Here is a 21631-nt window from a genome sequence, read left to right on the forward strand (position 1 = left end):
GCTGAAAACTGGACACGGCCGGGACGGCCCCGGCACACAGACGGAAGTCTTTTTGACGGCATCGCCTGCGGCCTCTGCAGTCGACAGTTGTCAGCACCTGCACATTGCGCACTTTCAGACCCGCGCACAATCACCGGGAGATTCTCATGAAGATCGTTGTCATCGGCGGAAGCGGATTGATTGGAAGCCGTCTTGTGAAACGGCTGCAGAAAGCCGGGCACGAGGTCTTGGCGGCGTCGCCGCGGTCTGGAGTGAACGCCGTGACCGGCGAGGGGCTGGCCGATGCGCTGCACGGAGCAAGTGTCGTCGTCGATGTGTCGAACGCGCCTTCGTGGGAGGAACAGGCGGTTCGTGAGTTCTTCGAGAAGTCGACTGGCAACCTGCTGACTGCGGAAGGGGCCGCTGGCGTGAAGCACCACGTGGTGCTGTCGGTCGTCGGCGCGGAGCGACTCGTCGACAGCGGATACATGAAGGCCAAGGTCGCTCAGGAATCGCTCATCAAGGCGTCCCCGATTCCATACACGATCCTGCGGGCGACCCAGTTCATGGAGTTCGTTCAGGGGATCGCCGAGTCGTTCGCCGTAGGGGAAACGATTCGCGTTCCCACCGCCGGCATCCAGCCCGTCGCGGCCGATGACGTCGCCGCCATGCTGGCCGATATTGCCGTCGAACAGCCGGTGAACGGCACCCTGGAACTGGGCGGTCCGCAGCCGTTTGCAATGGATGATCTCGTCCGACAGTACTTCCAGTCGGTCGGACTCGCGAGGAACGTCGTGACGGATGACGAGTCGCGCTACTTCGGCGAACGGCTTCAGCAAAAGTCGCTGCTGCCCGAGGCCAATGCGCGGCTGGGGAAGATCACATTCAAGAAATGGGTCGAGCAGAACGCGGCCGTGGGAGTGTGAGCGGCGAGTCGCTCGGTCCTGTCCCTGAAACGACCTTCCGCGGTATGGGCCTGGAGGGCCTGGCGGATGACCGTCGCTGTTTGAGAAACCACCCGGCCCCTGCCGTCATCGGCAGGGGCTTTTTCGCGCGCCGCCGGTGAACTATGTTGGTTGGCCATGGCGATCAAACGAATGGACAACGTGCTTATCGTTGTCGACGACATGGATGCGGTCAAAGCGTTCTTCACCGAGCTCGGCATGGAGCTCGAGGGGGAGACGACGGTCGGGGGCGACTGGGTCGACAGTGTCGTCGGTCTCAAGGGAGTCCGCTCCGAGATCGTGATGTTGAGGACGCCCGACGGTCACGGAAAGGTCGAGCTGTCGAAGTTTCACTCGCCGCAGGCGGTTCGGTTCGGGCCGGAGAATGCTCCCACGAATGCACTGGGCCTGCGCCGCATCATGTTTACCGTCGACGACGTGAATGAGACGGTCGCCCGCCTCAGACAGAAGCAGGGCGCTGAACTCGTCGGCGAGATCGCCGAGTACGAAGGCGTCTACCGGCTGTGCTTCCTGCGCGGTCCGGAAGGCATCATCGTCGGCCTGGCTCAGGAACTGCGGTAACTCTCTTTGCGAACCGGCGGGACTGCGAACGAACGCACGCGGACAACGAGCGGCCAGGACGCCGCTGGTCTGCCGGAAGAGCGACTTCTTAAAGCTCCACCGCTCCGTTCAGATTTCTTTCGGAATTCACGCAACCTTTCCTGAACCGGGCAGATGATGCTTGTGGTGTGGCAAGGGGCGCGGAACGTCCTGATTGTCTGCCCGAGCTGAAGTTGCCAGGCAAGGTTCGCAGTCCTTCCCGGACCCGCCGCCCCCCGGCTGTGCGAAATTCGCCTCGTTCTGCGTCACGCACGTCATCGCTTTGCGCCCGGATTCTCGGACGTTCGTCCCGATGTCCTGGCCGAGTCTCCCCCCATCCCAATTGAGAAACGCTCATGGCGCCTCGTCCCCCGGCAAAGACTCCCCCCAGGAAGACTCCCCAGCAGGAAGCTCAGGAGCGACTCAAGGCCCTCGAGGAGAATCAGAAAAAACAGGATCTCGAACTGCGTCGGCTGGGAAGGTTTAACAAGGCGTCCAATGAACTGGCGGGATTCGAAAGCGCCATGATGGCGCGCGCGGAAAGCTGGATGATCGCCGCGCGGAACGTCGGATCGGCCTACAAGATGGCCGCCGAACAGCACAAAAAGACCCTGTCCGACCAGAAGGCCAGCGACGCACTCAACGACCAGATCCTGTTCGCGATCCTCAGCGTCTCCACGATCGGCGCGCTGTCGTGGCTCAGCTCCGCGATTCAGACCAGAAACGCCGCCGCGCTCTTGTCGGCCCAGACTCGTTTGGCGAGCGCCGAGCAACGGTTGGCGAACGTCATGAAAGCGCCCCCCTCGCTCTGGAAGGCGCAGAGCCTGATGATCGCCAAGGACCAGGTCGCGCGCCTCAAAGTGATGCCGGAGCCGGTCGGCATGGTGATCGAGGCGCTGGAAGACACCCTGCAGGTCGGCGCCGACAAACTCCTGACCACCTGGGCCCCGACTCTCGTCGCACAGCAGAACGAGGAGGCCAGCGAAGATCCCCAGGTTTTTCAGAACGAGCAGGAGAACAAAGTCAGCCGCGTCAAAATCCTGGCATTCCAGGCCTTCAGCGAAGTTCGCAAGGACTGGGACAAGAAGCCTTCCGACTTCTGGGACACCTATGACACCGAGGCTCAGGCGAAGAAGCACGAAGAATGGAATAAAGAGGCAGCCCAGCTCGCCGGCAAGGACGACCTGAGGCCGATTCAGGAAATGGCCGACGAACTCGAACGCGGCTTCTGGATGCGGTATGTCCTGGAAAGCCACAGCCATCGCGACTTCGGGATCTTCAGGACCGCCGAAAGCTACGACTACGTCGGCGATCATGTCGTCAAACGGCTCGAGAAACTGGGGGTCACGCAGCCCCTCGGAATCAGAACGGACATTCCCCGCGGAGTGAAAGATGGCTCATGGCTCGGTGGGGATCCGATGGAAGAGTTCATCACCGACAAGCTCGTCGCCTGGGCGAAGGCCTACCAGATCAAATCGCTGCTGAAACCGAAGTCCTCTGCAAACAGCTTCGCCGGGGCAAGCGCGTCAGCCACCGGCTCGGTGAAAAAGTAGGCATTCGGGCGCCAATGGTCCTCTTTGGGGGCCACGGCGCTGCCTGCAGACACAGCCGAATCGCGCAAACAAAACACCTCCGTGCCCCGCAACCCGGCACGGAGGTGTTTCCACATCCTCTCGCAGTCTTTCCGGCCTTACGCCTGCGGCTCGGTCATCGAGAACGGATCGAGGGCCGCGTTCAGCACGTCGGCCGGCAGGATGTTCTGCTCCGTGCAGAGTTCCCGGATCGTCTTCCCGGTCTTGAAGGCCTCCTTCGCGAGAGCGGACGCCTTTTCGTAACCGATGTGGGGGTTAAGGCTCGTCACCATCGACAGGCTCTTCTCCACGCTCGCTTCGCACGCCTCGGGGTTCGCTTCCATCTCGATCGCACAGAACTCGACGAAGGCGTCGGTCGCCCCGGCCAGCAGGTTGATGCTCTCCAGCGTCGTCTGGCCCATCACGGGCATCATGATATTGAGCTGGAACTGACCGCCGGCCGCGCCGCTGAGCGTAATGCAGCCGTCGTTGCCGATCACACGGGCGCACACCTGCATCATGCTCTCGCACATGACGGGGTTCACCTTGCCCGGCATGATCGAACTGCCCGGCTGCCGATCCGGCAGCTTCACTTCATAGAACCCGCACCGCGGGCCCGAGCCAAGCCAGCGGATGTTGTTGGAAACATTGAACAGCGTGTTGGCGATCGTCTTGAGCTGACCGTGGCATTCGACCAGGCCGTCGCGCTGGGCGTTCCCTTCAAAATGATTCACCGCGTCCACGAACGCGATCCCGGTCTCCGCGGCCAGCACCTTCGCCGTCCGCGCGCCGAATTCGGGATGCGTGTTGATGCCCGAGCCCACGGCCGTGCCGCCGACCGGCAGTTCCAGGACCGCATTGAGCGCCCGTTCGGCCCGCTCGATCGACAGTTCCAGCTGGCGGGCAAAACCGCCGAACTCCTGCCCCAGGCGGAGCGGGGTGGCGTCGGCCAGGTGCGTCCGGCCGATCTTGATGATCTTGTCCCACTCCTTTGCCTTCTTCGCGAGTTCGGCGTGGAACTTCCCGAGCGCAGGGATCAGCTTGTTTTTGATCGACTGCGCAACCGCAACGTGGATGGCCGTGGGGAACGTGTCGTTGGTGCTCTGCCCCATGTTGACGTGATCGTTGGGGTGGATCGACTTTTTCATGTCGAACCGGTCCCCTTTCAGCAGCTCGATCGCACGGTTGGAAATCACCTCGTTGGCGTTCATGTTGCTCGAGGTGCCCGAGCCGGTCTGGAAGACGTCGATCGGAAATTCGCCGTCAAACTTCCCGGCGGCGACTTCCTTGGCGGCGGCGAGCATGGCGTCGACCTGCTTCTCGTCGAGCCGGTTCTTGCCGCTGTTCGTAAGCTTGCCGAGCTGGTGGTTGGCCGTACCGCAGGCGAACTTCACGAGCCCCATCGCGTGGATCAGGTCGGCGTGCAGCGGCCAGCCGGAAACCGGGAAGTTCTCGACGGCGCGCTGCGTCTGGGCGCCGTAATAGGCCTTGGCGGGAACCTTCACGTCTCCCATGGAGTCGTGTTCAGTGCGGAATTCAGACATGGATCGCAGCCTTCGCTCTCAATGCAGTCAATGCCCGGCGACACTGTCGCCGGAACGGTCGATGTGCGGCGGCGCAGGAAGCCCGGAGTCTTCTGCGAAGCCCGGTTTCTGGCCTGGAAACGCTCATTCGAAGACGGTTCATTGCAAATTGCAAACGGCACCTTGAAAATCGCAACTCTGAAAACCCTCCCCGCCGTCAGCCCCGCGTTGCTTCGTGACTCAACAGCGTTCCATTCTCGTCATCGAAGATGAACAGGTCATCCGCAGCAGCCTGCGGGAGTTCCTCACCGACGAAGGCTTTGTGGTGACCGAAGCCGGCAACTGCGCCGAAGCGCTGTCGCTCGCTCGCCAGCAGGATTTCCAGGTGGCGATCTGCGATGTCCGACTGCCGGACGGCGATGGCGTCCAGCTCCTGCGCAAGCTCCAGCAGATCAATCCGTCCGTCTTCGTCCTGATCATCACCGCCTATGCCACGGTCGAAAACGCCGTCGACGCCTTCAAGGCCGGTGCGTTCGACTACCTCGTCAAACCCGTCATGTTCGAGGACGTGGCGAACAAGCTGCGTCGCGTCTACCAGTTCCGTGAGATGTTCCTTGAAAACCAGCGGCTGCGGAAAGAACTGTCGCAGCCGCAGCAGTTCGACCTGATTGTCGGTTCGAGCCAGCCGCTCAAGGAACTGCAGACGGCAATCGCAAAAATCGCGGTGACGCACTCGAACGTGTTGCTCGTCGGGGAAACGGGAACCGGCAAGGAGCTGTTCGCGCGGGCCATCCATCTCGCAGGTCCCAAGAAAGACGAGAAGTTCATCGCCGTCAACTGCGCGACCCGGCCCAGCGAACTGCTGGAAAGCGAGCTGTTCGGGAGCGATGCCGGCGGGCCGGGGGCGCTCCGCAGTGCCGGCGACGGCACGGTGTTTCTCGACGAGATTTCTCACCTGCCGATGGGAGCCCAGACGCGGCTGCTGAGGGCGATCGAGTTCAAGGAAGGAACCCCTTCCGGCGGCTCGGCCCCCTACAAGGTGTCGGCCCGCATCATCGCCTCCACCAGCCAGGAACTGTTGCGGCTCGTGGGAGAGGGCACCTTCCAGGAGGACCTGTTCTACAGGCTGGACGGGGTCAAGGTCCGCATCCCGCCGCTCCGGGAACGGATCGACGATGTGCCGGAGCTGGTCGATCATTTCATCGCGAAGCACAGCCGGGCGATGGGCAAGCGGGTCACGAGTGCCTCGAGCGATACGATCCGCCTGTTGATGGCGGCCCAGTGGAAGGGGAACGTCCGGCAGCTCGACAACGCCATCGAGCGCGCCGTGCTGATGTGCGACGGAACGCAGATCGAACCGAAAGACCTCCCGCCCGACCTGATGGGCCTGGGCCAGCCGCTGCCCGATACCGACGACCTGCGTTCGGCCCTCAGGCACTACGAGAAACTGCATATCGCCCGCGTCCTGAAGCAGTGGCCCGATAAGCGCGAAGCGGCCAAGCGTCTGAAACTCGGCCTTTCGAGCCTCTATCGAAAGATCGAAGAACTCGGCCTCGAGCTGTGACTTTGCCGAATCCTGAATCCTGAATCTGAGATCCTGAATCCTGCTATGGAACCGCTGCGGCAGATGACCGGGATGCTGAACCAGTTCTCGGCGCTGTCGACGTACGTCATCGTCGCGGCGTTCGCCGTGCACCTGTTCGTGTTCTTCACGCTCACGCTCTGGGCCCGGCGCGACCTCAAGAACATGGCTTCGGCCCTGTACGACTTCACTCGCGGACTCAGGCACCAGAGCCTGCTCGATCGAGCAGCCCCGCTTTCAGATCAGGTCGACGCCTTCCTCGCAGACGTCAATGACGTGATCAGCGATCCGGCCCGCGTGGCTGATCGCCGGTCGCTGCACATCCGTATGCAGATCATGGACGAGCGGCGGCGGTACCTGAACTCGATGACGTTCGAGACCGTCTACAACATGGCCCGGACGATGATCGAGGCCTATCCCCTGGGAGGGATCGTCGGGACGGTGCTCGCCATCGGCGCCGCGCTCAATGCCGACGCCGGCGGTGTTGCGAGCGTCGATGCTATTGTGAAACGGTTCGGCGAATCGATCTGGTGCACCTTCGCGGGCCTCGTGGCGACGATCATCCTCCTGTTCATCAACAGCTTCCTCGAGCCGGGTTTCAACCGGCTCGCCGAGAATCGCCAGCACGTGCGGGAAACTGTCGCGCGGGCGAAACGCGAATTGTCGCTGCACGCGCCCCAGGCAGGCGATGAAGAGGCTGCGACGTGAAAATCAGTCGCCGCAAGCTGACGCTGCAGCTCACGCCGCTGCTCGACCTGATGCTGATCGTCTTCTTCCTGCAATACCTGCAGATGCGGGAAAACGAAGTGAAACGGGCGAGCGCGGCCGAGATCGTTCAGCAGGATGCGGTGCGACTGGCGGAAGAACTGGAAGCGGCCCGGCGCGTGGCCGCGGACGCCACCCGGACGGCGACGGCCCTCCAGAACGAACTGGCCCAGGCAAACGCGCGCGCCACGGGGCTCGCCGGCGAAGCGGCCGCCGAGCGGGCGCGGGTCGATCAGGTGCTCTCGCGCGAAGAGGAACTCGGCCGGCTGATCGTGGAATTGTTCAACGTTCCCAGGGCCGACATCGACAAGGTGCTGAATGACCCCGGGGCAGGGGGCATTTCAAGATCCCCGCAGGAAGTCGCGGCCCTCCGCAAACAGTTCGAGGATATGGCCGCCGCGAGGTCGGGCCGGATGATCAAGCACCTGCTGGTGTTCGATGAGATCCGCAAGCGGTGCGACGTCTGGGAGGTCTTCGTCGATTCCCAGCACCTCGTGACGGTGAACACGGGCGTGCGGACGGCGTCGCTCAGGCTGAACCTGAAAGACGACGGCGATCCCGACATGGAACGCTTTGAGAATGAGTTCGTCGAGGTCGCTCGCGGGCTGCCCGATCCGAAGTCGCTCGTGGTCGTGCTCCTGAGTTACGACCGCGCCACGCGGCTGATCGTCACCGAGGCGCTGGACAGGTCGATGCCGAACATCATGCGCCGGCTGGCGATGGAAACAGCCGGCGTGCGATTCGAGTACGCCGACCTCGGGATTCGCATCGGACAGTGAGCCGCATCGCGGCCTGGAGCAGCTTCAAGATTGGTGTTCGGGGTTCCGCAGGCGATGAACGCACGAACGCGAATCGAGAACCGTTCAATCGCCTGCACAGGAGCCATGAAAATGGTTTAGCGGTTCATGATCCGCTTCCAGCCGGGGAGGCCGCTCGCTCCCTGTCGGCGTGGAACGTTGACGTAATTCGTGTCGTCGAGAGAATCGGGTTGCTCGCCGGGCTTGGCGGCCGGTTTCGGAACCGACGCGTCACGCGGATCGGCCGGGCTCGATTTCATCGGCGGACTCCCAGGGGCCGGAGCGGTCCCGGCCGGCGGAATCGTGCTGCCGGGAATCGAACCGCCCGAAGGGGACTGCGGCAATGGGGACTGGCCCGACGGGGACTGGGGCGCCTCGATGATCGGCCGGCGGTTGCGTGGGATCGTGGAATCGACGGGCAGACCGGGCTGTGGGATACCGGTCCCGGCGGGGATCGACGCCCCCTGCCCGGAGATCGCCGGAGCGGAACTGCCCGGCAGCGAGCCGGTCATCGGAGCCGTCGCCGAGTCGAAGCCTCGCGATCGCAGCGCGGGGCCGTCTTCCGGAACCGGCCCGTTGGGATTGGCGATCGACGGATTGATCGTTGAAGGGCTGGCGACGGTGGACGGAAGCGGAGCCGGGGAGGCAACCGGCTTCGCGATGATCTGCACCTGGGTCGTCCAGTCGGCGACGCGCGTCCCCGCGTGAGTCAGGACTGCATCGATTCTCGCCATGCTCGGCGTGCGGGCGAGCACCTTGAAGATCGCCCGCTTCGTCGTTCCAGCGGGAATATGGGCGTAGCGGTGTTCCACCAGGACTCCATCGCGGTGTTCCAGTCCCGCGGGAACATCCACGGTCAGCACCACGCCGTCCGCATCGCCGTTGCCCGTATTGGACACGACGAACACGGTCGACAACTCATCGTCGACTTTGAGGGAAGTGGGAATCTCCGCCACGACACTCAGGCGTGCCACCTTCGGGGCGACCTCGCGGGAGGCCGGCTCAACAGGGGCGAGCTTCGGCGTTTCCATCAGGACTGGCGGGGTCTCATTGACCGTCAACGGAGTCACGGCCGTCACGTGAGTGGAACTGCTCACGGCCACGGCCGCGCGCACCTCGGCGACCGCCTGGATCTCCCGGTCGGTTCCCGGCTGTAGGGTGATCGCGAGGCGGCGTTCCTGCCCGGGACGCAGGGAGTCGATCCGCCAGTGGAGGGCGGTCGCCGAGACATCCGCCGGCGGATGGGTCGACTCGACCCGGTCGAGGTTCGCGAGTTCTTCCGTCACAAGGATCTGTTCGAGAATCTCCGCCCCGCGGTTCTGCACGATCAACGCATAGGTAATCGCTTCCGACGGCGGGGACTCTGCGGGAAGGTCGCGGGTGACGATCAGTGCGGGGTGCGATTCGCCCGCGCCGCCATAGCTGAGCGGCTGGTCGGCCGGCTGGACCGCCGGCGCCTGGGCTACCGGATTCCACAGGGGGGCCGTCTGCCGATAAACGGTCGGCCACGTCTCGGTCAGACGACGCTGCGCCATCGACCAGCCGTCGCGAATCGGTTGCAGGATCGATTGGGGCGACAGGCCCAGTGAAGTGGAAACGAGCGTCGTGTGCCGGATCTGGTCCCACTCGTGGGCGAGCATCGTGCGCACCAGACGGCCGTCGAGGTCGATGGCCAGCGGAGCCGGTGTAGTCGGCTCGGGAACCTGCGGCGCGAACAGGAATGTCGGCGGGGCAGGGGCGACCGCGATCGGCTTCGTCGACGCTTCAAGCCGCCCGGGCGGCTTGAAGAGGAGGATGGTCAGCATGACGCCGATGAGCCCGCAGACGACGCTCGTCGTCCACATGGGGCCGATGTAGATCGGCGTGGTGAAGAACCAGATGATCCGCAGCCACAGGCGCTTGATTTGGATCCAGGGCGCAATCAATTCCTGGAAGAGATAGCGCAGGATGCGGCGAGGATCGAGGCGACGTCCGCGAACCAGCACGGTGGACTCCCTTCCACAGGCTTCAGAAACAACTTCGGCAAGAACTGCCGGAAATGTACCCGATCTGCAAAATCGGGGGAAGATGGAGGTCAAACCAACAGAGGCCAGGCGTCAGCAAGCGGGCTGACGGCTGGCCTCTGTTGTGTGCGCCTCGCCCGCGACGCGGACAAAAGGCGACCTCCCGACACACCCGAACGCACATTGCTTAGGGCTGCTTGGTTTCCCATCTGACCCGGTTCACACGGCGCCGCCGTGCGGGAGATCGCCTTTCACCCGCGAAGGGGGAGTCCCGCAACGTAACGCAGTGGCGGGCGATCCGCAACTGGCGCGAGTGGATCAGGAGAGCTGGTCACTTCTTCTCGATGGACCAATTCGGCGTTGGCGTGCGCCGTTGCCGCAAAATGACTTGCGGCAACGAGAAACGACCGACGGTGGAAAAGTGACTCGCCCCGCCCCAATCCCCACCCGCCCAAGCACTTCCGAGTACCGAGTACCGAGTACCGAGTACCGGGCCCCCCGCGCAACCGCCCCCGTCATGATGGAGGACCTATGAACACAACCACCATCAACCTGTCGTCCCCCCCGGCTCCATGTCCGCACCACCGACGCTCTCCCGATCCCTCCGCAGGAAAAGAGGGCGAGGAGTACAGGACCACCCACACAACGCGCCCTCCTCGCCCCCTCGGGACGCTTCCCTCCCACTTCACCCGGCAGAAACATGTCCGGTCGATTTGCGCCTCGTGGAACAGACGGAAGAACGGGGTTTTCAAGCCAGTCCTCGACCTGGTGGTCCGGCTGTGGATCGCTTTTTGCTCGGATCCCGGAACCTGTCCCTGACTGGCTTTCCCGCATCACTGTTCAAAACTGACACATTGTCCTAGCCCGAAATCACGGCCTGGCGTACGATTCAGCGTCGTTCGTCGCGCAGTTGAGGTGCTCGACAGCGTGCTTAAGGAGATGCCGTTGCCATGATTGCACTCAGGAGAGGCGTTGCCGCCCTGGCGCTGTTGACGGTCCTGGCCTCCCACGCCTCCACCGCCCACGCCTCCGCCGCCCAGGTCGCCACCGCTCCTCCCCTCGACGTCCTGAAGTCGCAACTCGATGGCTGGCTGACCCCGCAACTCTCCACGCGGCCGGAACTGAAGCAGGCGGTGGATGAGCTTTGGAATTCTGCGGGCAAATCGCTGAATCCCTCGCAGCGGGCGGACCTGCTCCTGCGGGCCTTCTACCTCGCTGATCCGGAAGTCCGGGACCTCGTCGAAAGCTGCAGTGTCGGCGATTCGGGACTCACTCTCCGCGACTTCCCCGCCCTGTCGTCACGCCACGACGAGCCTCTGTTCACGAACAACGTACGGGCGTTCTACGCACGGTTTCTCGCCACAGCCACGCTGTACGAAGAATCACTCGACGCCTACCGCCAGGTCGATCTGGCCTACCTCGCCGACCCGGCCACGGCCCTGTTCTACAAGGCGGTCTGCGAACATGCCCTCCTGTTGAAGTCCGACGGCCTCGCCACCCTTGGCAAGCTGCTGGACGAAACGGAGGCGGTTCCGCCGCGCTATCGGGCACTCGGCGAGTTGATGAAGGGCGACCTGGAAAAACTCGAGGAAAAGTCGCTCGCCGAGGTCGCCAGCCAGATGAACGACGTCCGCCGCCGTCTCACCCTCGGCCGGGCCGGGGAAAAAGTGCAGCGTGTCGAAGACCAGATCATCGTCACGCTGGACGAGATCATCAAGAAGCGGGAAGACGAGCAGAATTCCTCGTCATCCAGCAGCGCCTCCGGACGCGCCAGCGGCCAGATGCGGCCTGATGGCAGTTCCCCGGCGGACGACAGCTACCTTGGCGGAATCAAAGGCAAAGGCCTGACCGACAAGAAGGACATCGGCCACAAGGACAACTGGGGCGACCTTCCCGAGAAAAAGCAGGCCGCTGCGAAGGGAATGCTCGAGAACCAGTTCCCGGGACACTATCGCCTCGCCGTCGAGCAATACCTCAAACGTCTCGCGGAACGGACTGCCCCCCCGCGCGAGTAGCTCGAGCTGACAACAGGTCCGGCCGCAGGGGCGGCCGGAACGAAGAACGCCGCCGATCACCTCGGCGGTTTTTCATTGACGTGGTGCCGCATGACGCGCGCAGATTTGGACGCCTCGGAGTGGGCCGAACATTGGCCCCAGATCCCGGGCGTCATCTATCTCAATCACGGCTCCTTCGGCCGGGCCCCCAGGGCCGTCCTCGATGCCCAGAAGTCGTGGACGGCGAAGCTCCAGCAGAACCCCGTCGACTTCTTCACGCGGCAGCTCGACAGGCTGCTCGATTCGGCGGCCGACAAAATGTCTCGGTTCGTCGGCTGTAAGTCGGGCGACCTGGTGTTCGTGCCCAACGCCACCGTGGCGATGAACATTGTCGCGGCCAACGTCCAGCTCGATTCGGGCGACGAGGTGTTGCTGAACGACCATGAATACGGGGCCGTCTGCCGCATCTGGAGAACGCGCTGCCAGCAGGCCGGCGCAAAGCTCGTCGTCGCCCGCCTGCCCGATCCGCTCACTTCCAGAGAACAGATCATCGAAGCGATTTTCGCAGCCGTGACCGAGCGGACGCGGCTGATCGTCGTCAGCCATGTGACTTCCCCGACCGCGATTGTGTTTCCCGTTGAGGAGATCTGTGCCCGGGCGCGGGCGCTCGGAATCCGGGTCTGCATCGACGGTCCGCACGCCCTCGCCATGCGGCCCATCAATCTCGAGATGCTCGGCTGCGACTTTTACTGCGTCAGCTGCCACAAGTGGCTCGCGGCCGGTATCGGGAGTGGCTGGCTGTATGTCCGCGGCGGCCTCAAAAACCATCTGCACCCGACGACGCTCAGTTGGGGACGCAGCCTCAGCGGCCGCCCGGCGACCTGGAAGGATGAATTTCATTGGCCCGGCACTTTCGATCCCGCGGCCTATCTCTCCACGACCGCCGCGATCGAGTTTCTGTCGATGGTCGGCCTCGAGGCATTCCGCTCAACGACCCACGCCCTCGCCCGCGAAACGCGGGCCCGCCTGCTTGCCGAACTGGACGGCGTTGCGCTCTCGCCGGACGGCCCCGACTGGTACGGCTCGATGGTCACTGTCCGGCTGCCGTGGCTGCGAACGCGCGATTCGGGAGTCCCCATCAATCACCCGCTCCAGGCAGCGCTCTGGGAGCAGTTCCATATCGAGGTCCCGGTCGTGGAATTGAATGGCCACGCCCACCTGCGAGTCTCCTGTCATCTCTATACGAGGGCCGGCGACATCGAGGCGCTGATGGCCGCGCTCAGGCAGCTGCGTCCCTCGCATTCGCACTGATATCCAATGCTCCGTCGTCGACGCTGCCAGCGCCGATCAACGCAGCAGCCGGCGGTGTCGGCTGCGTGCTCGCGTTTCGTGCTGTCGCACCAGGCAACGGCGAGAACGACCAGCCCGCGGAGATCAGGCCCGGTAGCGACTGCCCGAGCATGGCAGGGGTTTTCTGCATCGACACCACGTTGTCGTGCAGGCACACGATTGACCGGGCCCGGAGCCGGCCCTCGAGCACCTGCCGGAGCGACTCAGCGGTGGTCTCTTCGAGATAATCGGCCGGGAACACGTCCCACAGCGCGATCGGCTGCTGGTGAATCCGGCTCCATTTCACGACCGCGTGCGTCAGCCGTCCGAACGGCGGACGGCACCACGCAGGAGACACCCCTGCGGTCTCTTCGATGATGCGGGTTCCTTCGGTGATCTCCCGAATGACTTCCCGCGGCCGTGTCTTCCAGCAATCGATATGACGGCGAAAGTGGTTGCCCAGGGAATGCCCGGCCGCGACGATCTCTCGCGCCCGCGCGGGAAACCTTCGCACATTCTCACCGAGGACGAAGAAGGTCGCCTTGAGGCCGTGACGCGCGAGACATTCCAGCAGCAGGGGAGTTCCCGCGTCAGTCGGCCCGTCGTCAAAGGTCAACGCCGCGATCTTCTGATGGCCGGGCGATTCGGGAAGCCGGATCGACAGATCGCGCACATACGCCGCGGCTGCACGGGGCCACAGGTGGGCGAAGCGATGGCGAAAACTTCGTCGCCAGCCGGATGGCTGACTCGCAGTCGACTGAGATTCCCAGATCGAGGCCATGGCATCCCTGCCTCACACGGGCCATCTGAACTTTGTGGTTTCCCTAGTTGCAGGCGGCCAGCATCTGACGGGCCGACGCCAGCAGTTCTTCCACCGCCAGTCGCTCCTCGGGGAGCAGGTGGGACACCTGGCCGCGGAATAGATCGATGACGCGCCCTGGGCGGCCGAGCATCAGCGAAACGGAGGCGAGGTCGCGGCGATCGATGAAAGACGAAGGGCGGAGCGCCAGAAGCCTCCGCAGCACACGTTCCGCGCCGAGCCAGTTGTCTTTTCGAAGGTGCAGCGTTTTGAGGTTGTTGAGCATCCTCAGAACGATCGTCCGGGGGGGCGCCGTCTGCAGCGTCGGCCGGAGATCCTGGGCCGAAAGGCCGGACACCCCGCCCAGCCATTCGATGCATTCCATTTCGGACATGATCCGTCCGCCGCCATAGGCGTCGACGAACAACGGCCCCTCGTCGCTTTCATAGCGGCAGAGGAAATGGGCCGGCGCGGCCACGCCGCTGATCGGCAGCCCCAACTGTTCTCCAACGGCGATGTAGATCAGCGAGAGGGAGATCGGAATTCCCCGCCGAGTCTCGACCACCCGGTCGAGGTAACTCGAGTCGGCTGCGTCAAAGCAGGAAGCCGACCCTGAGAATCCATAGGTCCCGGCAATGACGTTGCAGATCGCCTTCAGCGTCTCAGCGTCATTCCGGTGTTTGACGATCGCCCCGCGGGCGTCGTCGGCGATGGCGGCGAGTCGAAGCTGGGTGGTCTGGAAATCGAGCGAGGGACGGGCGTCTCTCGCGATTTCGAGCGCGGCCTGCGTCATCGAAACCGAACGCTGGAATCCGATCAACTTCGTGAACTCGACGTCGTCTTCGAAGTGGCAGAGCGGTGGCATGCGGTGGTCTTTAAGCGACAGGAGGCGACTTGCGCAATCCTACGCAGCATGGAGCAGCCCACCAATCAGAAAGATCAGGAACGCTCTCCATTCGGCAGGAAGTGCGTCGTCACGCTGCAGTGCGTGTCAAACTGCTGCGCTCCGGAAGACTGCACTGCTCAAGCCAGTGCAGGAGACAAACGCCGACCGCGAAGGCCTCACCCCCCCGACTTCGTCGGCGGGGCCGCATTAAAAGAAGACCCGCTTCAACGACAGTCGCCTCAGCCCTGGACGTCTTTCAGCAGGGGCGTCAGGTAGGCGACGGTGCTGTCCATCGTGCCTAGCTGCGGATAGTCGGCTTCCGGAATCTGGATGCGATACTGCTTCCGCAGTTCCATCACGATGTCCAGGAAGTCCATGCTGTCCAGTTCCATCTGTTCGCGGAACGGGCGCGCATCGTCGAGATTCGACAGGTCTTCGTCGGGAGCGATCCGCTCCAGAATGTTCAGAATCACTCGACGAATATCAGCCGGCGCCATCCCACACGTCTCCACGAATCCCGCATCTGGTTCAGCACTTGCGGCCCTCGGCCGCCAGGGAAACCGCGAATGATAGGCGATCCCCCTGAAAGTGCGAGCGAGGGGGCCCACGATCCAGGTCGAGAGTTCAAAACCGGTCTCCCGTCCGCCGCGGGTACTCGCCGCAGGATTCCCGGTTTGTGGACCGTTCCAGCTTCCTTTCATCCTTCTCTTGTCGCCATCCCCCTGGCCTTACATAATCCCGCGATTCGACTTCTGACCACGAGCGGCGAAATGCTGGATAAGATCGTCACGATTTTTCGTATTCCCGAACTTCGGCAGAAAATCCTGCTGACGCTGATCCTTCTCGGCGTTTATCGCATGGGCTTTGCGGTGTTCCTCCCGAACATCAACCAGGCCGAGTTTGCGAGCGCCATGGAACGCATGGGCCAGAGCTCGCTCGGCCAGGTCATGCAGGCCGTGTCGATGTTCTCGGCCTCGCAGTTCGGCAACGCCACGATCTTCGGCCTGGGCATCATGCCCTACATCTCGGCCTCGATCATCTTCCAGCTGCTGGCGACGGTGTACCCGCCGCTGGAAGCCCTCCAGAAGGAAGGCGAAGCGGGACGCAAGAAAATCAATGAATACACCCGCTACGCCACCGTGGTGCTCTGCCTCATCCAGAGCGTGTTCTGGGTCGCGATGCTTCCGCAGAGCCTCGGCCCGAACATCTTCCTCGGCGGAATGGACAGCTGGTGGTATATCCTCCTCGACGCCATGGTGATGACGGCCGGAACCGTCTTCCTGATGTGGCTCGGTGAGCAGATCGATGAATACGGCATCGGCAACGGCATCAGCCTTTTGATCATGGCCGGCATCGTCGCCCAGATGCCCGCCGTCGGAGCCCAGTTCCTCGGCCCGGCATTCAAGGGGGGCGGCATCGACGTCAGCCTCGGCTCGGAAGTCGGTATCGATCGACTGATCCTGCTCGGCGCTCTGTTTGTCGCAGTCATCCTTGGCGTCATCGCCATCACCCAGGCGACCCGCCGGATCCCGATCCAGAGCGCCAAGCACGTTCGCGGACGCCGCGTCATGGGCGGCCAGCGGTCGCACCTCCCGATGCGGCTCAACGCCTCGGGCGTCATGCCCATCATTTTCGCGTCCAGCCTGCTCATGTTCCCGGCCTTCTTCTTCGGCTGGTTCGCGAACAAGTGGCCCGACGTGTGGGTGTTCAACATGCTCTCGAACATGTTCAACAACGCGGACCGCGGCTACGTCTACAACCTCTGCTACATCGCGCTGATCTTCTTCTTCTGCTACTTCTGGACCGGCATCACCTTCAATCCGAAGGACATCGCCGACAACCTGAAGGACTACGGCAGCTTTGTTCCGGGTTATCGCCCGGGCCAGCGCACGGCCGATTACCTCGACCACGTGATGAACCGCATTACCTATGTGGGGGCAGCCTTCCTCGCGGTCATCGCCGTCATTCCGACGGTCATGGCGACGAGCATGAACATCCCCTACATGATCGCCAGCTTCTACGGAGGCACCGGCTTGCTGATCGTCGTCTCGGTGGCCCTCGATCTCGTCCAGAAGATCGACAGCCATCTCGTGATGCGGAACAAGCAGGGCCTGCTCGAGGCCGAGGCGGCGTAGTCGCCCGCTCCCCATGGTGAGTCCTTTCGCACCCCGGCTGCTTCCATCGGCCGGGGTGCTTTACTTGATGACACGATCGTGATCTCTCTCAAAAGCCCTCGCGAACTGGCGCTGATGCGCGACGCCGGAAAGATCGTCGCCGAATGCCACTCCATCGCCCGCGAATTTCTCCGTCCCGGGGTCACGACCGCCGAGGTCAACGCAGCCGTCGACAAATTCCTGACCGAACTCGGCGCGATACCGCTGTTCAAGGGATTTCCCGGCGAGACTCCCTTCCCCGCCTCGACCTGCATCAGCGTCAACAGCCAGATCGTGCATGGGATTCCGGGCGGGTACGTCCTGAAGCCGGGTGACCTTGTGAGCCTCGATGTCGGCGTAAAATGGAAAGGCTGGTGCGGAGACTCCGCCTGGTCGTATGCGATCGGAGAGGTCGATGCCGAGAAGACGCACCTGATGGCCGCCGGGCGCTACCTGCTGCACCGCTCCATCTTCCTCTGTGCGTCCCGCAAGCGGTGGTCGGAAGTGGCGGACGACATGACCCGCGAAGCGAAGCGCCTGGGCGTCACGCTCGTCCGTAAATTCGTCGGGCACGGTATCGGCAAGGAAATGCACGAGTCGCCGCAGGTTCCGAACTTCATGGACCGCGACATGCGTCGCTCGGATTTCGAACTCAAGCCGGGGCTCGCCCTGGCGATTGAGCCGATGGTGAACGCTGGCAAGCCCGACGTGAAAATCCTCGGCGACAAGTGGACGGCGGTGACCGTCGACGGCAAACCGAGCGTCCACTACGAGCATTCGGTCGGCCTCACCGCCAACGGCCCCGTGCTGTTGACCGAAGGGGTCGGCGAGCCGTTCGATCCGCTCGTGGAGCCGGTCCGACCCGCCTAAGGGCTCTCCGGGCTCCTCGCCCTCTTCATCCGGCTGTTTCTGCCGAACTTCGGCCGGAATTGGAGGCCGGACACCCGTTTCCGCCCGTGAAGGCGAGAGGTCGTTGACCCTCGTCCGCGGCAGGGCGTATCAGAAGGACGGGCCGAACTGCTGCGTCGCCTCACGGTGTCGCGGTTGTCCGTGCAACTCGTTTTGTGATGCGTGTCGCCATGTCCCCGCGAGTCATCCCTTCGATCGTGCTCACGGCGTTCCTCGCCGGATGCACCACCGCGCAGACCTCCAACACCGCCCGCACCGCGACCGAGCAACTGCTCCTCTCGAATGCCGTCGACCAGTCGCTCGACAAGGTCGATTTCAAGCCGCTGCACGGGCAGAACGTCTTTCTTGAAGAGAAGTACATCGACTCCGTCGACAAGCAGTACATCATCGCGTCGATCCGCCACCGCATCCTGCGCGCGGGCGGACACCTGGCCGAGAAGATCGAAAACGCCGACATCGTTCTCGAGCCACGCAGCGGCGGCGTCGGCACCACGACGTCCTCTTCGTTTGTCGGCATCCCGAGCTTTTCGCTGCCCGGGATGGTCACGATTCCCGAAGTGAAACTCTTCACGCGCTCGCAGCAGGCCGGATACGCCAAGCTCGGGCTGGCCGCCTACGACCCGAAGACCCGCGAAAGCCGCGGACAGGGTGGCATGAGCGTCGCCCAGTCGAACGACAACAACTACTACTTCGCCGGTGTCGGCCCGTGGCAGACGGGCACGCTCAGGGAAGAGATCACGCGGACGACGACCGGGACGGCCGCCATCCGCCGCGACCAGCTCCCGCCCAACGTCGCCTTCACTCCCGGGCCCAAGCGGCTCCAGGAAGAAAGCGGGACGGCGCTCGTCAACGGCGAGGTCGAACAGGTCCGCGCTGAAGCTCCCGACGCTCCGAAGTAAACATCGCCGAAGCTACTGCAACCGGCTGGGCAGTTCGCGCCGCAGCAGGTCGAGGGCCGTCTTCCCGATCCGCGCCGGAAGGATCGCAGGGTTGCCGCCGATGGCCAGGCTGTCGACAAGAATTCCATCCGGGCCCGCGACGGCGACCCGGATCCGCAGCCGGCTCTGGGCGATTTCGTCGGGCGTCAGGTCGGGATACGGCTCGGTCGCCAGGGCGTAATTCACGCGCAGGTGCTCACGGGTCGCCGCGGCGAGACGTCCAACGCGATGCTCATGGATGTCGTCCTCCAGGTCGGCCAGCAGAACCCCGGCGACTTTCTCTTCGACGCCGGTGACGACGAGCGCCCGGCCGGGATACTCCGCTTCCAGTGCCCCCAAGGCCCGCGCCAGCCAGCCTCCCGTGGCGCAGTCGGCGACTCCCAGCGTCCAGCCGTAGTGGGCCAGCGTGCGCAGGACGACCGTTTCCAGTTCCTCGTCTTCCACTCCATACGCAAACTTCCACAGCCGCGACCAGACGGCCCCCTTGGCTTCGTCAATCTTCGCCTGGCACTCCGCTTCGGATTTTCCACGGGCCTCGATCCGCAGCGTGATCGTCGCTTCATGGGCCGTGATGCCGATCTCCGGATCGCGGCCGCGGGCGGTCAGGTCGCCGAGAAGCTCGTCGGCCTGCGATTCGCCGCAGCCGTAGCAATGAATGCGATACCGGCGGATGACCTCGCCGGTCGCCGGCAGCCGGGGAACGACCTGCTCCTCGAACATTCTCTTGAGTTCTGAAGGAACACCGGGAAGGGCCGCGACGAGGCAGGGCGATTTTCCGGAACGTGGAATCTCGAGCCAGATGCCCGGCGCTGTCCCGATCGGGTTTGCGAGCGGAGTACTCCCCTCAGGGAATTCCGCCTGGATGCGATTCCGATCAGACATCACCCGGCCGCGCTTCCGGAACATCTCTTCAATGGTCGTCAGCGCGTCGGAATCGAGGACCAGCGGCCGGTTGATTACAGTCGCCAGCGCGATGCGGGTCAGGTCGTCGAGCGTCGGCCCCAGTCCGCCGGACACGATCACCACATCGGCCCGTTCGACGGCCAGTCGCAGGCAGGCCACGTTGGCTTCGAGGTCGTCCGCGATGCTGGTGTGGAAGCCCGTCGGAATTCCGAGGTCGCTGAGCTGCTGGCTCAGCCACTGCGAGTTGGTGTCCAGCTTCGCGCCGGAAGTGATCTCGGATCCGATAGCGACGATTTCAGCGAGCATGGGAAGTCTTTGACGACGGGAACGGGCTGCGGCGGGATCATAGGCGGTTCGATCCGCGACAGAGAGTCGATCGTGATTTGACCAGGATTGTCGACGGCGCGGCTCAGTTCGAAAGACTCGCGCGGAATCTTCCAGATTCGTCTGGATTCAATCGCAAGCTTCGGACTAGAAGTGCCGATGTAGTTTCGGTCGATCACTGGTCGCCGCAGAGAGAGGAACGTCGATTGCCCTGATCGACGAGCTTCCCTCAGCAGTGACCGGAAATCGGAGAGACTTCACAGGCTGTCACGTCATCGTTCGCCGGAGGACCAACCCTTAGCGTGAGCCGCGATCACCCAAGCGGACGTGCTTTGCACGACGCGATCGCCGCTCTTCTCGCAGCGACATCCACCCGTCGCGCAACTTCGACACGACAGCCTGAATAAGAAGCCCGGTGATGAAAATCGCCGGGCTTTTTTCGTTGATGGATTTCGTCGGCGGGGATTTGACACTCCGGCGCTTTAGGACATCGGTCCTCACGACCTCTTCCTCTCGCGCGACTTCACTTCCCGGCCTGAAAACAGTGCCATCGGGAAGTGACGATCTGGAAGCCAGGTGAGTAAACGTCCACTTCGATTCCCTGAAGCGTAAATCGCAGGGAAACGGACCGGCAGAACTCGAATGGACATTCCCATGCTGAAACCGCTTGGTGCCTGTCTTGTGCTGAGTGCCATCCTGCTCACGACCAGGTCCGCATCGGCCGAGTTGATCCCCGGCTACGAGAATGTGATCGGCGGGAATCTGAATGGGCAGGCACAGATCGAGGGGCGCACGATCGTTCGGGGAGACGTGCTGGGCGGGTTCGCGCAGTTCGGGACGGGGTTAGTGCCCCCTGCGGTTTATGCCAACGCCGACACGCTCCTCGTTGGCGGGAACCTGCAATCCAGCGGTCTCACCATGCACGCAGGCGATGTCCGTCTCGGCGGCACGAATAGCGGCGCCACCGTCAACCTGAACGGTCCCGGCAGTGAACTCTTTCAGAACGACTCCACGGCGCTGTCCAGTGCGAATGCCGCCGTCAGTCAACTGGGGCTGGCATCCGACTTCTACTCCAATGCGGCCGTCAACAGCACGACGACGATCGTCGGTACGAACATCACGTTGAATCCCTTGCCTGGGCCGGATGGCCTGGCCGTGCTCGCGGTCAACGCGGTCAACATCCAGAACGCCCTGTTCTCACTGGCGGTTGCGGGAGTTCCACCCGACACGAGGTTCCTGATCAATGTGGTCGGCAATCTGTCGTCCGACCCGATTCTGGCCAACTTTGATGCCAGCTTCGCAGACCCGGCGATCTACTCGCGGATTCTCTGGAATTTCCAGGACCAGACCTCGGAGCTCAATCTCTCCCGTGAATGGTACGGTTCGATCCTGCTGCCCGATGCCAGCCTTGTGACGACCAGTGCGATCAACGGCATGGTGCTCGTTGGAGGCGATTTTACGTCGAGTTCCGAGGTGCGATTCCCCGAATTTCAGGGATTCACGCCGTTCGCGGTCCCAGAACTGTCCAGCTTCTTCCTCGCAACCCTGGCCGGGCTCGGATACCTCGTCAGTCGCAGGAAACGTGATCGCAAAAGCGATCCTTCAATCGGTGGCCCCATCTCCCGATGAGTT

18 protein-coding genes and 1 other RNA gene are annotated in these 21631 nt (G+C 63.3%); 12 read left to right on the top strand and 7 right to left on the bottom strand.

Annotation, left to right across the window (positions count from 1 at the left end):
- Positions 1-146 precede the first annotated feature (146 nt).
- The 3 genes from Pan44_RS11765 to Pan44_RS11775 all read left to right on the top strand — a co-directional run bounded on the left by Pan44_RS11765 (position 147) and on the right by Pan44_RS11775 (position 3076).
- A complete protein-coding gene (locus Pan44_RS11765) occupies positions 147-905 on the top strand; it encodes an SDR family oxidoreductase (protein WP_145030239.1) in 759 nt (252 codons plus the stop codon).
- A gap of 156 nt (positions 906-1061) precedes the next feature.
- Positions 1062-1505, top strand: a complete 444-nt coding sequence (locus tag Pan44_RS11770) for a VOC family protein (protein WP_145030240.1) — start codon at positions 1062-1064, stop codon at positions 1503-1505.
- Positions 1506-1879: 374 nt separating this feature from the next.
- Positions 1880-3076: a hypothetical protein gene (locus Pan44_RS11775; RefSeq protein WP_145030241.1), complete on the top strand. Its 1197-nt coding sequence runs from the start codon at positions 1880-1882 to the stop codon at positions 3074-3076.
- A 137-nt stretch (positions 3077-3213) separates the two neighbouring features.
- Here Pan44_RS11775 and Pan44_RS11780 read toward each other — a convergent pair whose 3' ends face one another.
- Positions 3214-4638 (bottom strand): class II fumarate hydratase, encoded by a 1425-nt coding sequence (locus Pan44_RS11780; protein WP_145030242.1) that lies wholly within the window; start codon positions 4636-4638, stop codon positions 3214-3216.
- Positions 4639-4852: 214 nt separating this feature from the next.
- Here Pan44_RS11780 and Pan44_RS11785 point away from each other — a divergent pair, with 214 nt between their 5' ends.
- The 3 genes from Pan44_RS11785 to Pan44_RS11795 are packed head-to-tail and all read left to right on the top strand — an operon-like array spanning position 4853 to position 7743.
- Entirely contained in the window at positions 4853-6181 is a 1329-nt protein-coding gene (locus Pan44_RS11785; RefSeq protein ID WP_145030243.1) for a sigma-54-dependent transcriptional regulator, read from the top strand.
- Positions 6182-6226: 45 nt separating this feature from the next.
- On the top strand, positions 6227-6907 hold the full coding sequence (locus Pan44_RS11790) for a MotA/TolQ/ExbB proton channel family protein (RefSeq protein WP_231754301.1): 681 nt from the start codon (positions 6227-6229) through the stop codon (positions 6905-6907).
- Positions 6904-7743 (top strand): hypothetical protein, encoded by an 840-nt coding sequence (locus Pan44_RS11795; protein ID WP_145030244.1) that lies wholly within the window; start codon positions 6904-6906, stop codon positions 7741-7743. The genes Pan44_RS11790 and Pan44_RS11795 overlap by 4 nt, the downstream gene beginning before the upstream one ends.
- A 116-nt stretch (positions 7744-7859) precedes the next feature.
- On the opposite strand, the gene Pan44_RS11800 is transcribed toward Pan44_RS11795, so the two are convergent.
- Together Pan44_RS11800 and ffs are read right to left on the bottom strand one after the other, a co-directional pair.
- Positions 7860-9746, bottom strand: a complete 1887-nt coding sequence (locus Pan44_RS11800) for a hypothetical protein (RefSeq protein ID WP_145030245.1) — start codon at positions 9744-9746, stop codon at positions 7860-7862.
- Positions 9747-9914: 168 nt separating this feature from the next.
- An RNA gene (gene ffs, locus Pan44_RS11805) (signal recognition particle sRNA small type) lies at positions 9915-10014 on the bottom strand.
- A 700-nt stretch (positions 10015-10714) separates the two neighbouring features.
- Here ffs and Pan44_RS11810 point away from each other — a divergent pair.
- Positions 10715-11779, top strand: coding sequence for a hypothetical protein (locus Pan44_RS11810; protein ID WP_145030246.1), 1065 nt, complete (start codon positions 10715-10717; stop codon positions 11777-11779).
- A 90-nt stretch (positions 11780-11869) separates the two neighbouring features.
- A complete protein-coding gene (locus tag Pan44_RS11815) occupies positions 11870-13069 on the top strand; it encodes an aminotransferase class V-fold PLP-dependent enzyme (RefSeq protein WP_145030247.1) in 1200 nt (399 codons plus the stop codon).
- Here the strand turns inward: Pan44_RS11815 and Pan44_RS11820 are convergent.
- The 3 genes from Pan44_RS11820 to Pan44_RS11830 form a co-directional block, all read right to left on the bottom strand.
- Positions 13038-13868: a polysaccharide deacetylase family protein gene (locus tag Pan44_RS11820; RefSeq protein WP_145030248.1), complete on the bottom strand. Its 831-nt coding sequence runs from the start codon at positions 13866-13868 to the stop codon at positions 13038-13040. The two genes, Pan44_RS11815 and Pan44_RS11820, sit on opposite strands and share 32 nt — an antisense overlap.
- A gap of 43 nt (positions 13869-13911) precedes the next feature.
- Positions 13912-14751, bottom strand: coding sequence for a SirB1 family protein (locus Pan44_RS11825; protein WP_145030249.1), 840 nt, complete (start codon positions 14749-14751; stop codon positions 13912-13914).
- Between the two features lie 260 nt (positions 14752-15011).
- On the bottom strand, positions 15012-15269 hold the full coding sequence (locus Pan44_RS11830) for an acyl carrier protein (RefSeq protein WP_145030250.1): 258 nt from the start codon (positions 15267-15269) through the stop codon (positions 15012-15014).
- Positions 15270-15542: 273 nt separating this feature from the next.
- Between Pan44_RS11830 and secY the strand changes: the two genes are divergently transcribed.
- The 3 genes from secY (at position 15543) to Pan44_RS11845 (ending at position 18733) form a co-directional block, all read left to right on the top strand.
- Complete coding sequence (secY, locus tag Pan44_RS11835; RefSeq protein ID WP_145030251.1) at positions 15543-16907, top strand: preprotein translocase subunit SecY; 1365 nt, start codon at positions 15543-15545, stop codon at positions 16905-16907.
- 78 nt (positions 16908-16985) lie between these two features.
- Positions 16986-17795 carry a type I methionyl aminopeptidase gene (gene map, locus Pan44_RS11840; protein ID WP_145030252.1) on the top strand — a complete coding sequence of 270 codons (810 nt, stop codon included), beginning with the start codon at positions 16986-16988 and terminating at the stop codon, positions 17793-17795.
- Positions 17796-18004: 209 nt separating this feature from the next.
- On the top strand, positions 18005-18733 hold the full coding sequence (locus tag Pan44_RS11845) for a DUF6655 family protein (RefSeq protein WP_145030253.1): 729 nt from the start codon (positions 18005-18007) through the stop codon (positions 18731-18733).
- A 12-nt stretch (positions 18734-18745) separates the two neighbouring features.
- Here the strand turns inward: Pan44_RS11845 and Pan44_RS11850 are convergent, their stop codons facing one another.
- Positions 18746-19981, bottom strand: coding sequence for a CinA family nicotinamide mononucleotide deamidase-related protein (locus tag Pan44_RS11850; protein ID WP_145030254.1), 1236 nt, complete (start codon positions 19979-19981; stop codon positions 18746-18748).
- 672 nt (positions 19982-20653) lie between these two features.
- Here Pan44_RS11850 and Pan44_RS11855 point away from each other — a divergent pair.
- On the top strand, positions 20654-21628 hold the full coding sequence (locus Pan44_RS11855) for a choice-of-anchor A family protein (protein ID WP_197454036.1): 975 nt from the start codon (positions 20654-20656) through the stop codon (positions 21626-21628).
- The last annotated feature ends 3 nt before the right edge of the window (positions 21629-21631 follow it).

Origin of the sequence: Caulifigura coniformis (assembly GCF_007745175.1) — a bacterium.
Lineage (GTDB): Bacteria > Planctomycetota > Planctomycetia > Planctomycetales > Planctomycetaceae > Caulifigura > Caulifigura coniformis.